Origin of the sequence: Streptomyces sp. NPDC047002 (assembly GCF_040704505.1) — a bacterium.
Lineage (GTDB): Bacteria > Actinomycetota > Actinomycetes > Streptomycetales > Streptomycetaceae > Streptomyces.
This window is the reverse complement of record NZ_JBEYWC010000001.1, coordinates 512190-525633: the sequence shown is the minus strand read 5'-3', so window position 1 is coordinate 525633 and position 13444 is coordinate 512190. Positions and strand designations below refer to the sequence as shown.

Sequence of the window (13444 nt, the reverse complement as noted above, 5' to 3'; positions counted from 1 at the left end):
TATATAAAGGGCATATGACTCCATCTGTCGGGGTGACGGCAGGCGGTGACGGGCCCGCCGCACACGGCGACCTCAGGCGAACGGTCCACGAGGACCACGGCCCCGTACGCTTCGGTCCGTCGGCGCCCGACCCGGGGCTGCCCGCGCTCCCCGAGCTCGTCGAGGCGTGCCGGGCCGCCGCCCACCGCCCCGATCCCGAGCCGCCAGGCGGCGGGGCCGCGCTGCGCGAGGCCGCCTGCGGCTACTGGTCCCGGCGCGCCCTGCGCACCGCGCCGGGGCAGGTGGCCGCGGCGCCCGGGGCGCCGCCGCTGCTGTTCGCGCTGCTCAGCGCCGTGGGCGGGGACGTGCTCCTGCCCCGCCCCTGCCCCGCCTGGTGGACCCCGCAGATCCGGCTGCTCGGCCGGCCCGCCTACCACGTGCCGACCCCCGCGGAGTGCGGCGGCGTGCCCGACCCGTACGCGCTGCTCGAAACGGTCCGCAGGGTGCGCGCCGAGGGCGGCGGCCCCCGGGTCCTGCTGCTGTGCCCGGCCGACGACCCGACCGGCACCGTTGCCCCGCCCGACCTGCTGCACGCCGCCTGTGAGGCGGCCGTCGGCGAGGGCCTGCACCTGGTCAGCGACGAGACCTGGCGCGACACCGGGCACCGCGCGGGCACCGCGCTGCTCAGCCCCGCCGAGATGTGGCCCGACGACACCACCGTGCTCTGCGACACGGTCGGCGCGCTCACGCCTGCCGCCTGGCCCGCCGCCTTCGCCCGTTTCCCGCACACCGCGCGCGGCCTCGCCCGCCGTGCCACCACCGTCGACATCCTCACGGCGCTCGGGGCGGTGCTCGCCGCGCCCGTCGCCGCGGCCGCCGCGCTCGCCCTCGCCGAGCCCGACGCCGTACGCGCACGGGCCCGCGCGGCCGCCGCAGCCCACGCCCGGGTGGCGGTGGCGGCGCACCGCGCGGTCCTTGCCGCGGGCGCGCTCGCGAGGCCGCCGGAGGCGGGCCGCCACCTCTACGCCGATTTCGGCCCGCTGCGCGCGCGGCTCGCCACGGTCGACGTCACCGACTCCATGGACCTGGAGGAGCACCTGGGCGAGCGCCTCGGCACCCCCGTGTACGGCGGACACCGCTTCGGCGACGAGCTCGGCGCGCTGCGCGTGCGGCTGCCCACGGCGCCGCTGCTCGGGGCGGCCCCGGCGGAGCGCCTCGCATCCGTCGTCTCGGGGGCTCCGCTCGAACTGCCGCACGTGGCGCGGGCGCTGAGCGCCTTCGCCGCCGCGCTGAGCATCGCACGCCGCCCCGCGCGCCATGGCGCGGAGGAGCCGCGCACCACCAGCGCCCCGGGCAGCACGGACATCACAGACGCCACTGGCAGTACCGACACCGCAGGCACCACGGGCACCACCGGCGGATCCGGCAGCACGGAGGGGACAGAAGCGCAGTGAGGGAATCGACCCAGCAGAGCGAACCCGACCAGGGCCCCGTCGGCGGGGCGGCGGCGACCGCCGTGCGCGACGCCGTGCGCAGGCCCGCGCCGCGCCCGGTCGGCGAACGCCGCAGCCACTGGCCCAGATCGTTCGCCGACCGGCTCACCGCCCCGCTGCCCGGCGTCCTGGAGTTCGCGCGCTTCGTCAGGGACGGCGCGGTCAGGCCGGGCCCCGAAGGACTGCGCGACATCCCCAGGCTCCCCTTCGCCCCCGGCCCGCTGCCGCCCGCGGGGCCTGGCGACCTCTCCGTCACCTGGGCCGGGCACGCCAGCTGGATCGTGCGGATAGCCGGGCTCACCGTCCTGACCGATCCCGTGTGGTCGCGGCGCATCCTCGGCACCCCCGCCCGCGTCACCCCGGTCGGTGTCCGCTGGGCGGACCTGCCGCCGGTGGACGCGGTCGTCATCAGCCACAACCACTACGACCACCTCGACGCCCCCACCCTCACGCGGCTGCCCCGCCGCACCCCGCTGTTCGTGCCCGCGGGCCTCGCCCGCTGGTGCAGGCGCCGCGGCTTCACCCGGGTCACCGAGCTCGACTGGTGGGAGGGCGCCGAGCTGCCGGGGGCCGGCGGCAGGACCGTACGGTTCGACTTCGTGCCCGCGCACCACTGGTCGAGGCGCTCCCTCACCGACACCTGCCGCAGCCTCTGGGGCGGCTGGGTGATCAGCGACTCGCACGGCCGCACCGTCCACTTCGCCGGGGACTCCGGCTACGGGGACTGGTTCACCCAGATCGGCCGCCGCCACCCCGGCATCGACCTCGCGCTGCTGCCGATCGGCGCGTACGAGCCCCGCTGGTGGCTGCGCGCCGAGCACATGGACCCGGAAGAGGCCGTCCTCGCCTGCGAGGACCTGGGCGCGGCCCGGATGGCGCCCATGCACTGGGCCACCTTCGTGCTCTCCTGCGAGCCCGTGCTCGAACCCCTCACCCGGGTACGGGCCGCCTGGGAGCGCACGGGGCGCCCACGCGACGAGCTCTGGGACCTGCCGGTCGGCGCCTCGCGGGTGCTCGCGGCGGCCTGACGGGAACCCGGCGCCGGGTCGGTCGCCGGCCGCCCCGGCGCCACGGCCGCACCGGGTCGGACACCCGCCGCCGCACTGGATCAGGCGCCCGTCCGGCACCGGACCGTCCTCAGGTGTGCTGGCCCTGCCCGTCCCGACGACCGCTGCCGTCGTCCTGCGCCCGTCCGCCCGCGCGGATCCGGCGCCACACGGCGGGGGCGCCCGCGACGAGCACCGTCAGGCCCACCGCCGTCACCACGCCCTGCCAGGGCCGCGGGAACAGCGAGCCGCCCAGCACTCCGATCAGCTGGTACGTCGCCGCCCAGGCCAGGCACGCCCACACGTCGCCGCGCGCGAACGACCGCAGCGGCCACCGCGCCAGCAGGCACGCCAGCATCACCGGCACCCGGCCCGCGGGGACCAGCCGCGAGAGCACCAGCACGGCGACCCCGTGGTCGGCCAGCTTCTCCTGCGCCTGCGCGAGCCGTTCCGGCGGCGCGTGCTCGCGCAGCTTCGCGAGCCACCGCGAACCGCCCCGCGAGTCCACGCCGCGCCGCCCGAGCCAGTACAGCCCCAGGTCGCCGAGGAGCGCGGCGGCCGACGCCAGCAGGAACGTGTACAGCATCGACAGCGGGTCCGACTGGTGCAGCGCCACCACGGCGGCCGAGCTGACCACCGCCCCGGTCGGCACCACGGGCACCAGCGAGCCCAGCACCACCAGCAGGAACATCGACGGGTAGCCGACGGCCTGCTGCGCCGACTCGCCGGGCAGCCGGGGCTGCGCCGCGAGCACCTGCGTGAGCAGGTGGCCGCCCGTCAGCACGGCGCCACCCGCGCCCTGACGCTCTCGCCGTGGCGCAGCAGGTGCACCGCGACGTCCGGTGCGAGCCGCTCCGCCTGCCGTACGAACTCCGTGCCCGGCGTGTGGAACTCGTGCGGCCGCACCCCGTCGAAGCCGATCGGCCAGTACGTGCCGAAGTGCACCGGCACCGCGCAGGCGGGCGCCAGCAGGGCGGCCGCACGCGCCGCCCGCTCCGGGTCCAGGTGCTCGGGCCCCAGGTTCGGACCCCAGCCGCCCACCGGCAGCAGGGCCGCGTCCACCGGCCCGACCGCGTCCGCCATGCCGTCGAACAGGCCGGTGTCGCCCGCGAAGTACGTACGCGAGGCCCCGCTGATCACATAGCCGAGCGCGGGGGAGAGGCGCGGCCCCACCGGCAGCCGCCGCCCGTCGTGCCGCGCGGGCACCGCGCGCACCCGCACCGGGCCGATCTCCACCTCGTCGCCCGGCACCACCTCGCGCACCCGCAGGCCCCGCGGGCTGCGGCGCGCGTCGAGCCGCCGCAGCGCGGGCACGGAGCGGGCGGCGCCGCGCGGCACCAGCAGCAGCGTGCCGGGCGCGAGCCGGGCGAGCGAGCCCATGTGCAGGTGGTCGGAGTGCAGATGGGAGATGAGGACGGCGTCGGCGACCGCCGCCTCCGCGGTCGGCAGCGCGCCCTTCCTGCGCCGCAGGTGCGCGAACCGGCGCACGAACAGCGGGTCGGTCAGCAGCCGCACCCCCGAGTCCTCGACCGTGCAGGTGGCATGACCCCACCAGGTGATGACGGCTCCCACGGGCGACCTCGGCTTCCTCGACCCCGGGTGCGGGCCCGGCTGGACGTGATCCTCAGCCTACGGGGGCGGCCCGCGCGCCCGTGCAGCCGCCGCCTCCGCACCGCATGCCCGGCCCCCGCACCGGAACCCGGGCCCCCGCACCGGAACCCGGGCCCCCGCACCGGAACCCGGGCCCCCGCCCGGGGGCGGGCGCGGGCCCCGCGCGCCCGCCCCCGGCGTGCCCCGTCGCGCGCCCGCACACCACTTCCCACCGGCCCGCGGGGGCGCGGTAGGGTCGCCCGCACGACGGACGTTCGGGACAGCCGGGGGCTGACATGGCTGAGGCCGGTGCGCGGGTGGCGGCGATCGCCAGTCTGACCCCCCTCGCTGAACTGGAGTGCGAGCCCTTCCTCGTGGACACCCGCAGCCAGCACGCGATGTGCGCGCGCTGGGCCGCCGAGCGCGGCTTCACCGTCACCCGGCAGCTCCTGCTCTACGGGGTGCGCCCCGACCACCCCGGCCTGTGGGTGGACATCGAGGCCGGCGTGGTCGACCTGTTCGTCGCGCCCAACGAGCGCGTCCTCGCCCGCGCCTTCACCTCGGCCGACGCCTTCGCCGCCGAGTGCGCCCGCAGACGCGTGCCGCTGGAGACCGCGCGGCTCGACGAGCCGTCGTACAGCGCGGGCATGAAGGCCGGGGTCCACCGCAGGCTCTCCATGCCGACAGCGGGCTACGACGGCCGCTGACGCCGAGGCGGCGTGCGCACGGCCACCGAGGCGCCGCGCGCTCCTGGCGCGCCCGGGCAGCGCGCCCGCCCCCTGTGCGCCCCCGCCCGGTGCCGCCCCCACCGCCCGACCTGCGGCGCGGCGCGCTGTGTCACCCTGGGGCCGTACCCGCGCGAGCAGAGCCGCGGGCCGGGACGGAGGGGAACGGGCCGTGGCACAGCGCGGGCGGTGGCGTACGACGGGCAGGGCGCTGCTGCGCGTGCTCACCGTGTGGGCCGCGTCCACGCTCACCCTGCTCGTACTCGCCGCCCTGCTGCCGGGCTTCCACCTCCAGGCGGCGGGCGGCGACAGCGCCACCGACACCGCCCTGACCGCCGCGTGGGGCGCGGGCGCCTTCGGCCTGCTGAGCGCGCTCGTGTGGCCGCTGCTGGTCCGCGCCCTGCTGCTGGTGCCCGCGCTCCTGCTCGGCCTCCTCGTCTTCTTCCTCAACGGCTCGCTGCTGCTCGTCGCGCTCCGGCTGATCCCCGAAGGCCGCGGCGACGCGGGGCCCGAGACCGCCGTGGTGGTCGCCGCCGTGATGTCGGCCGTCGCCTCCGCGACCTCCACGGCGCTCGCCGCGGGCGACGAGGGCGCCTACCCGCGCAGGCTCTCGCGCGCCGCGGGCCGCAGGCGCCGCAGGAACGGCGAGGACGAGGCCGCAGGCGGCCCGCCGGGCACGGTCTTCGTCCAGCTCGACGGCGTGGGCCACCGCGTGCTCACCGAGGCGCTCGCCGCCGGGCTGCTGCCGCACATCGCGCGGCGCCTCGGCCCCGAGGGCACCCACCGCCTCACCCACTGGCGCACCGACTGGTCGAGCCAGACGGGCGCGAGTCAGCTCGCCATCCTGCACGGGACCAACGAGGACGTGCCCGCCTTCCGCTGGTACGAGAAGGACACCGGCCGCACCATCGTCAGCAACCGCCCGGCGAGCGCCGCGGAGCTCCAGCGCCGCGCCGTCGAGCGTACCGGCGACGGCGGCCTGCTCGCCCTCGACGGCGCGAGCCGAGGCAACCTGTTCAGCGGCGGCGCTGACCAGCTCGCCCTCGTCCTCTCCATGGCGGCGCGGCGCGGCCGCGCCAACCGCTCGCGCGCCGGGTACTTCGCGTACTTCCGGGACCCGGCGAACGCGGTGCGCACCGCCGTCTCCTTCGCCGTCGAGGTCGTCAGGGAGATCGGCGAGTCCACCCGCGCCGGGCTGCGCCACGAGCGCCCCCGGGTCGGCCGCGGCGGCCTCTACCCGCTGATCCGCGCGTTCGCCACGGTCGTCGAGCGGGACGTCGTGGTCGCCGCGGTGATGGCCGACATCCTCGCGGGGCGCTCCGCCGTGTACGCCGACTTCGTCGCCTACGACGAGGTCGCCCACCACTCGGGCCCGCGCAGCGGCGACGCGCTGCGCGTCCTGGCCAGGCTCGACCGGTGCGTCGGCGCGATCGCGCGGGCCACCGCGTACGCGCCCCGCGCCTACCACCTCGTCCTCCTCTCCGACCACGGCCAGAGCCCCGGCGAGACCTTCGAGGCGGCGTACGGCCTGACGCTGCGCGACCTCGTCAGGGCGGGCTGCGGCCTGCCGGTCTCCCGCAGGGCCGAGCGCACCCGCAGCGGCGCGGAGGCGCGCTACGCGGCCCGGCACGCGGTGCGCGCGGCCCTGCACCGGCCCGTCCACGAGGGCACCACGGAGGAGGGCGCCGCGAGCGGCCCGCAGCCCGTGGTCCTCGCCTCAGGCAACCTCGGCCTCGTCTCCTTCCCCGACGTGCCCGGCCGGATGAGCCGCGAGCAGATCGACGCGCGCCACCCCGCCCTGCTGCGCACCCTCGCCCACCACCCGGGGATCGGCTTCCTGCTGGTGCGCAGCGAGCGCCACGGCTCGCTGGTGCTCGGCCGTGCGGGCGCCGAGGTGCCGCTCGCCGAACTCACCGACGGCCAGGGGCCGCTGGCAGGCTTCGGGCCGGGCGCCGCCGCCGCGATCCGGCGCACCGACGCCTTCCCGCACGTCGCGGACATCATGGTCAACTCGATGTACGACCCGCGCACCGGCCGGGTGCACGCCTTCGAGGAGCAGATCGGCTCGCACGGCGGGCTCGGCGGCGAGCAGTCCCACGCCTTCCTGATGGCGCCGCGCGCGCTGTCCGCGGCCGCCGCCGGGCGCACCGCCGACGCGGACGGCGCGGAACTGACCGGCGCGGAGGAGGTGCACCGGGTCCTCAGGCGCTGGCTGCGCGAGTGCGCGGGCCCGCAGGTTCCGCTCTCCGTCGTCGGCGCCCGCCGCCCCGCACCGGCCGCCGAGGCGGCCGGGGGCGCCGCCGTCACGCCGGCCGCGGCCGACGGCGGTGAGGACGGGGCGCGCACGGGGTGACGGGCGGGACAGCGGCCCGAGGAGAGAACCGCGGCCGTGCGGGGAAGGAAAAAGCCGGGAGAGGGCGTGGGCACGGCGGCCCACGCCCTCTGCCGTGCGGCCCCCGCGCACCCCTGTCTCGCACGGTCGCCTGTCCCATAGGGTCGCCGGAAGACCGTTTCCGCGTTTCGGAGTCCGGCGCGCGGGAGAGAGATCATCCGCGTTCCCGGGCCGCCGCCGGCGGCCGTCCCCACCCACCGCACCCGTCCGTCCTTCAGGAGCCGTTCCTCATGCACGACGACCGCAGCCTGGTCGAAGGACGCCTGACGCGCGTCCTCCGCGAGCGCATCCGGCCCGCCGTATACCCCGAGTCGACACCGCTGACCGTCGGGATGTGGACCGCCCCCGGCGAACCCGTCCCCGTCGCCGAGGGGATCGCCGCGCCCACCGTGCCGATCGCCCCCGGCACCCCGTGGGGCGCGCCCTGGGGCACCACGTGGTTCACGGTCAGCGGCACGGTGCCCGCCGCGTGGGCGGGCCGCACCGTGGAGGCCGTGCTCGACCTCGGCTTCACCAAGGCCACCCCGGGCTTCCAGTGCGAGGGTCTCGTCCATCTGCCGGACGGCACCCCGGTCAAGGGCCTGCACCCGCGCAACTCCCATGTCCGCGTGGGCAGTCCGGCGCGCGGCGGCGAGGAGGTGCGCTGGCATGTGGAGGCGGCGTCCAACCCGGACCTCCAGGACGGCGGCCACCCCTTCGAGCCGACCCGCCTCGGCGACACGCTGACCGCGGGCGACCGCCCCCAGTACGTACTCGGCCGGATGGACCTCGCCGTCCTCGACGAGGAGGTGTGGAACCTCGTCCTCGACCTCGAGGTGCTGGGCGAGCTGATGGCGGAGCTGCCGGTGGAGGGCGCGCGCCGCTGGGAGATCCTGCGGGCCGTGGACCGCGCGCTGGACGCCGTGGACCTCCAGGACGTGGGCGGCACGGCCGCCGCAGCGCGGGAGGAGCTCGCCGGGGCCCTCGCCACCCCCGCGGACCCCGGGGCGCACCGGATCAGCGCGGTCGGGCACGCGCACATCGACTCGGCGTGGCTGTGGCCGCTGCGCGAGACGGTCCGCAAGGTGGCGCGGACGACCGCGAACATGACTGCGCTGATCGAGGACGAGCCGGAGTTCGTCTTCACGATGTCGCAGGCGCAGCAGTGGGCGTGGGTCAAGGAGCACAGGCCCGAGGTGTGGGCGAAGGTCGTCAAGGCGGTGGCCGGGGGCCGGTTCGTGCCGGCGGGCGGCATGTGGGTCGAGTCGGACACCAACATGCCGGGGTCCGAGGCGATGGCGCGGCAGTTCGTGCACGGGAAGCGGTTCTTCCTCGACGAGTTCGGCATCGAGAACGACGAGGCGTGGCTGCCCGACACCTTCGGCTTCGCCGCAGGACTGCCGCAGATCATCAGGGCCGCCGGGTCCACCAGGCTGCTCACCCAGAAGATCTCCTGGAGCAGGACCAACGCCTTCCCGCACCACACCTTCGACTGGGAGGGCATCGACGGGACGCGGATCTTCACCCACTTCCCGCCCGTCGACACGTACAACTGCGCGATGGAGGGGCGCCAGATCGCCCACGCGGTCCGCAACTTCAAGGAGAAGGGCGCGGCCACGGTCTCCCTCGCGCCGACCGGCTTCGGCGACGGCGGCGGTGGCACGACGCGGGAGATGGTCGCGAAGGCGGCCCGGCTGAAGGACCTGGCGGGGTCGGCGCGGGTGGTGTGGGAGTCGCCCTCGGAGTTCTTCGCGAAGGCGCAGGCGGAGTACCCCGAGCCGCCGGTGTGGGTGGGTGAGCTCTATCTGGAGCTGCACCGGGCGACGTTGACGAGCCAGGCCGGCACCAAGCAGGGCAACCGGCGCAGCGAGCACCTGCTGCGGGAGGCCGAGCTGTGGGCGGCGACCGCCGCCGTGCGGGCCCATTCCCCCTACCCGTACGAGGAGTTGGACCGGATCTGGAAGACGGTGCTGCTGCACCAGTTCCACGACATCCTGCCCGGCTCGTCCATCGCCTGGGTCCACCGCGAGGCCCGCGCCACCTACGCCAGGATCGCCGCCGAACTCACCGCGCTCATCGAGACAGCCCAGCGTGCCCTGGCCGGGGAGGGCGAGAGGCCCCTCGCCTTCAACGCCGCCCCGCACCCGCGCGGGGGCGTCCCGGCCGGCGGCGCGGCCGCACCCGCCACGACGGGCACCGTGCTTCCCGCGGAGCGGGAGGGCGGCGGCTTCGTCCTCGACAACGGCCTGCTGCGCATCGAGATCGACGGGCGCGGCCTGGTCGTCTCCGCCCGCGACCTGGCCACAGGGCGCGAGGCGATCGCGCCGGGGCAGGCGGCCAATCTGCTCCAGCTCCACCCCGACTTCCCCAACCAGTGGGACGCCTGGGACGTCGACGCGTTCTACCGCAACACCGGCACCGACCTCACCGACGTGGCCGAACTCGCCGCCGACGGCGGCTCTGTGCGGGTCCTGCGGGTCTTCGGCGCCTCCAGCGTGACGCAGCGGCTGAGTCTGCCGGCCGGGGCAGCGCGGGTGGACATCGAGACCGAGGTCGACTGGCACGAGACGGAGAAGTTCCTCAAGCTGGCCTTCCCGCTCGACGTGCACGCCGAACGGTACGCGTCAGAGACGCAGTTCGGCCATGTGTACCGGCCCACGCACACCAACACCAGCTGGGAGTGGGCGAAGTTCGAGGCCTGCAACCACCGCTTCGTGCACCTGGAGGAGCCGGGCTTCGGCGTCGCGCTGGTCAACGACTCCACCTACGGCCACGACGTCACCCGCACCGTGCGCGAGGACGGCGGCACGACCACCACCGTCCGCGCCTCCCTCCTGCGCGCACCCCGCTATCCGGACCCGGAGACGGACCAGGGAGTGCACCGCTTCCGCCACGCGCTGATCCCCGGCGCGAGCGTGGGTGACGCGGTGCGCGAGGGCTACCGGGCCAACCTCCCGGAACGCCGCCTCACCGGCGGCGCCACCGAGGTCGCCCCGCTCGTCACGATCGACAACGACGCCGTCGTGCTGAGCGCGGTGAAGCTGGCCGACGACCGCAGCGGCGACCTGGTCGTACGGGTCTACGAGGCGCGCGGCGGCCGGGCGCGCGCCGTCGTCTCCGTCGCGGGCTTCCCCGTCGGGGCCGCGGCACGTACGGACCTGCTGGAGCGGCCGCTCGCCGACGCCGGGCGGCCGGACGTCACCGGAGACGCGATCGCGCTGTCCCTGCGCCCCTTCCAGATGGTCACGCTGCGGCTGACACGCGGCTGACCCCGTGCGTACGGGCGGCGGCACGGCGGCGTGGCACGGCCCGTACGGCGCACCGCATACGCCAGGGGCGGGCGCGCCGCCGACCCGCGCGCCCGCCCAGGGCGCCCGCACCTGGGCCGGGCCCTCAGGCGGGCGGCCCGCTGTCGAGCGCCGTGCGGCGCGGGTCGTCTGCGGCGGCCTGCCGGGCCACAAGACGGAGGAACTCCCGCTCGTTGCCCGCGAGACCGGCCGCACCCAGCGCCTCGTCGGCCTCCGCGAGCGGAGCCGCGAGCAGCGGCCCCGCCTGCGGTACGTCCGGTGCGTCGCGCAGCACCGCCCGTACGGCGGCGAGCAGCCGCAGATAGGCGCGCGCCGCGGTACGCTCACCGGCCGACGCCGTGGCCAGCGCCGTCCCCCCTGCTGCGGTGCTCTCTGTCATCCCGGCCCCCTGGTGTCGCGACGTGAGGATCTGTCAGCACCCCAAGTCTTCACCACGGGTCTGACAGCGCCCTCCGTACCGCCGACGACAGGCCGCCGACGACAGGCCGCCGACGGCAGACCGCCGACGACACACCGCTGCCGAAGGACCGCAGCCGAGGGGCCTGCTCGGGCCGGGACCCCGCGCCCCTTCACTCCTCCACGAGCATCCCGGCGCGCAGCCGGGTCAGGATGCGGTTCAGCAGCCTGGAGACGTGCATCTGCGAGACGCCGAGCTCGGCGCCGATCTGCGACTGCGTCATCTCGGAGCCGAAGCGCATCCGCACGATGCTCCGCTCGCGCTCGTCCAACTGCTCGAGCAGCGGCGCCAGCGCGTGCAGGTTCTCGACCTTCTCCATGTCCGGGTCGTCCTCGCCGATCACGTCGGCGAAGGTGCGGGCGGTGCCCCCGGAGTCGCCCTCCTCGCTCGCCGGCATGTCAAGCGAGCCCGCCGTGTAGCCGTTCGTCGCGACAAGGCCCTCCACGACCTCGTCCTCCGGCAGGTCGAGCAGCCCGGCCAGCTCCTTGACCGTGGGCTCCCGGTCGAGCCGGGTGCCCAGCAGCTCCTTGGCCTTGGCGAGTTCGACCCGGAGCTCCTGGAGCCGGCGCGGCACGTGCACGGCCCAGCTCGTGTCGCGGAAGAACCGCTTGATCTCCCCCACGATGTAGGGGACGGCGAAGGAGGTGAACTCGACCTCGCGGGACAGCTCGAACCGGTCGATCGCCTTGATCAGGCCGATCGTGCCCACCTGGAGGACGTCCTCCATCTCGCCGCTGCCCCGGTTGCGGAAGCGGTTGGCGGCGAACCGCACCAGGGTCTGGTTCATCTCGATCAGGGTGTTGCGCGCGTACTGGTGTGCGGGGGTGCCCTCTTCGAGGACCTGGAGCCGGTCGAAGAAGATCTTCGACAGCTCCCGTGCGTCCCGCGGTGCGACCTTCGTCGGATCGGCGATCACCGGCAGCCCTGCCGTGGTCGTCGCCGCCTCGCCGGACGCCAGGGGAGTGCCGGTGGCCATGTACATCACCTCTCAGCGGCGGATCTCGTCCACGGGCCCGCCTGCCCGCGTCCCGGCGGGTCATTCACCCATGGCGGAATCCTTCGGTCCGGGCCGGGGCCACGCCGCCCCGGGAACGGGTCGAGGCAGCCAGGACAACAGCCGGAAGGTGTAGCGGTGCGGCCCGTGCCCCTTGACGGGCGCGGGGCCGTGGCAGCCGCGCCCGATGGTGGAACGCAGTACCCGCACCCCGGCGCCGGGGGCGGCCCTGACAGGGCGCCGGGCTCCAGGTGCCGGCGCTGACGAGGCGGTGGGGCCGAAGCGGTCCAGGTGCGCGAGGCGGTCCGCTCCGGCATCGTCAGCCCTCCCCCCCCCCGACCGGCACCCGGTGCACCCGGTGCACCGGCTCGCTGACGCCCGCGAGCAGGGCGGAGGCGACCGTGCCGACGGCGTGGCCATCGTCCATGTGCCAAGGCCGACTCATCAACCTGCCTGAGGATCCTCGCGCCGCCCGACGGCCTCCCGCACCGCGGCCCCGCTGTCCCGACTCCCGCCGTCCTGCCGTCCCGCCGTCCCGCTCAGCGGTTCATGGCGGCCGCCAGCAGGCCCAGGGCGTCGCGCGGCCCCGCGGGGCCCGACAGCACCTCGGCCAGGGGCGCGCCCCTGCCGCTCAGGCTGTCGAGCAGCTCCTGGGCGGTGGACGCGTGGAGCGCGGGTACGCCACCGGGCGGGCCGGTCCGCGCCGCAGAAGAGCCCGGGGGCCGCGGTGCCGGCACCTCGGCCACCGTCACGTCCCGCGCCGAGCCGCCGATCAGCCAGGCCGTGCAGGCACCGCCGGCCGTCACGAGCGCCGCCGGTACGTGCCCCGTACGCGTGGCCATGCCGGCGGCGAGCAGCAGGCCGTAGAGGGTGACGAGCCGGACCGTCTCAGGATGCCCGGGCGCCGCGGGCGGGCCGAGCACCGGTTCGAGGTCGCGCTCGTGCAGCCACGCGTCCCACAGGACGTGCAGCGCGCGGGCCGACCACAGCATGGGCCGGTTCGGCAGCGCGCCGGCCAAGTCCGCTTCCCGCACCGGGCGTCCAGCGCTCGCGGCGATCCGCCAGGCGAAGCAGCGGTCCTCCTCGTCGGCGACCGCGCGGAGGTCGGCGAGGGTCTGCGCGGGGGTGCGGTCCGCGCTGCGGGCCAGCCACGTCCGCGGGGTGCGGGCGGGACGGAACGGCTCCGCCCCCTCGTACCGGGCGAGTTCGGGCCGCTCCGCGAGCCTGGCCACGTCGTAGCCGCCCATGTCGACGAGGTGGCGCACCACGTGGTGGACGCTCCAGTCGGCGCACCGCGTGGGAGCCGCCCAGGCCTCACCGTCCAGCGGCGCCAGCCGGGCAAGCAGCCGGCCCCGGTGCGCGCGCAGCACCTCGCGGACCACCTCGGGCCCCGCGTCGAGCCCCGTCCGCTCGGTCAGCAGCAACGGGCGCTCCCCGATGTCCATGTGCCGACGCTCCCCTCGCTTCCGCCCCCGCCGGGC

At 76.3% G+C, this 13444-nt stretch carries 10 protein-coding genes; 5 read left to right on the top strand and 5 right to left on the bottom strand.

The window, feature by feature from the left end:
- Positions 1 to 14 precede the first annotated feature (14 nt).
- Together AB0910_RS02320 and AB0910_RS02315 are read left to right on the top strand one after the other, a co-directional pair.
- Positions 15 to 1433 (top strand): aminotransferase class I/II-fold pyridoxal phosphate-dependent enzyme, encoded by a 1419-nt coding sequence (locus AB0910_RS02320; RefSeq protein WP_366742577.1) that lies wholly within the window; start codon positions 15 to 17, stop codon positions 1431 to 1433.
- Positions 1434 to 1495: 62 nt separating this feature from the next.
- A complete protein-coding gene (locus tag AB0910_RS02315) occupies positions 1496 to 2500 on the top strand; it encodes an MBL fold metallo-hydrolase (RefSeq protein ID WP_366742744.1) in 1005 nt (334 codons plus the stop codon).
- Positions 2501 to 2609: 109 nt separating this feature from the next.
- Here AB0910_RS02315 and AB0910_RS02310 read toward each other — a convergent pair whose 3' ends face one another.
- Positions 2610 to 3209, bottom strand: coding sequence for a VTT domain-containing protein (locus AB0910_RS02310; RefSeq protein ID WP_366742743.1), 600 nt, complete (start codon positions 3207 to 3209; stop codon positions 2610 to 2612).
- 86 nt (positions 3210 to 3295) lie between these two features.
- Positions 3296 to 4090: an MBL fold metallo-hydrolase gene (locus tag AB0910_RS02305; protein ID WP_366742576.1), complete on the bottom strand. Its 795-nt coding sequence runs from the start codon at positions 4088 to 4090 to the stop codon at positions 3296 to 3298.
- Positions 4091 to 4404: 314 nt separating this feature from the next.
- On the opposite strand from AB0910_RS02305, the gene AB0910_RS02300 reads away from it, so the two are divergent.
- The 3 genes from AB0910_RS02300 to AB0910_RS02290 all read left to right on the top strand — a co-directional run bounded on the left by AB0910_RS02300 (position 4405) and on the right by AB0910_RS02290 (position 10473).
- On the top strand, positions 4405 to 4815 hold the full coding sequence (locus AB0910_RS02300; RefSeq protein WP_366742575.1) for a hypothetical protein: 411 nt from the start codon (positions 4405 to 4407) through the stop codon (positions 4813 to 4815).
- Between the two features lie 190 nt (positions 4816 to 5005).
- Complete coding sequence (locus AB0910_RS02295; RefSeq protein WP_366742574.1) at positions 5006 to 7186, top strand: phage holin family protein; 2181 nt, start codon at positions 5006 to 5008, stop codon at positions 7184 to 7186.
- Between the two features lie 269 nt (positions 7187 to 7455).
- Positions 7456 to 10473 carry a glycoside hydrolase family 38 C-terminal domain-containing protein gene (locus tag AB0910_RS02290; protein WP_366742573.1) on the top strand — a complete coding sequence of 1006 codons (3018 nt, stop codon included), beginning with the start codon at positions 7456 to 7458 and terminating at the stop codon, positions 10471 to 10473.
- A gap of 124 nt (positions 10474 to 10597) precedes the next feature.
- Here AB0910_RS02290 and AB0910_RS02285 read toward each other — a convergent pair whose 3' ends face one another.
- The 3 genes from AB0910_RS02285 to AB0910_RS02275 form a co-directional block, all read right to left on the bottom strand.
- On the bottom strand, positions 10598 to 10891 hold the full coding sequence (locus AB0910_RS02285) for a hypothetical protein (protein ID WP_366742572.1): 294 nt from the start codon (positions 10889 to 10891) through the stop codon (positions 10598 to 10600).
- A gap of 190 nt (positions 10892 to 11081) precedes the next feature.
- On the bottom strand, positions 11082 to 11945 hold the full coding sequence (locus tag AB0910_RS02280; protein ID WP_366742571.1) for an RNA polymerase sigma factor SigF: 864 nt from the start codon (positions 11943 to 11945) through the stop codon (positions 11082 to 11084).
- A 557-nt stretch (positions 11946 to 12502) separates the two neighbouring features.
- On the bottom strand, positions 12503 to 13408 hold the full coding sequence (locus AB0910_RS02275) for a maleylpyruvate isomerase N-terminal domain-containing protein (RefSeq protein ID WP_366742570.1): 906 nt from the start codon (positions 13406 to 13408) through the stop codon (positions 12503 to 12505).
- Positions 13409 to 13444 lie beyond the last annotated feature (36 nt).

Coding starts and splice junctions, on each gene's coding strand:
- AB0910_RS02320 (WP_366742577.1), top strand. CDS start 15: ATGACTCCATCTGTCGGGGTGACGGCAGGCGGTGACGGGCCCGCCGCA.
- AB0910_RS02310 (WP_366742743.1), bottom strand. CDS start 3,209: ATGTTCCTGCTGGTGGTGCTGGGCTCGCTGGTGCCCGTGGTGCCGACC.
- AB0910_RS02300 (WP_366742575.1), top strand. CDS start 4,405: ATGGCTGAGGCCGGTGCGCGGGTGGCGGCGATCGCCAGTCTGACCCCC.
- AB0910_RS02290 (WP_366742573.1), top strand. CDS start 7,456: ATGCACGACGACCGCAGCCTGGTCGAAGGACGCCTGACGCGCGTCCTC.
- AB0910_RS02285 (WP_366742572.1), bottom strand. CDS start 10,891: ATGACAGAGAGCACCGCAGCAGGGGGGACGGCGCTGGCCACGGCGTCG.
- AB0910_RS02280 (WP_366742571.1), bottom strand. CDS start 11,945: ATGGCCACCGGCACTCCCCTGGCGTCCGGCGAGGCGGCGACGACCACG.
- AB0910_RS02275 (WP_366742570.1), bottom strand. CDS start 13,408: ATGGACATCGGGGAGCGCCCGTTGCTGCTGACCGAGCGGACGGGGCTC.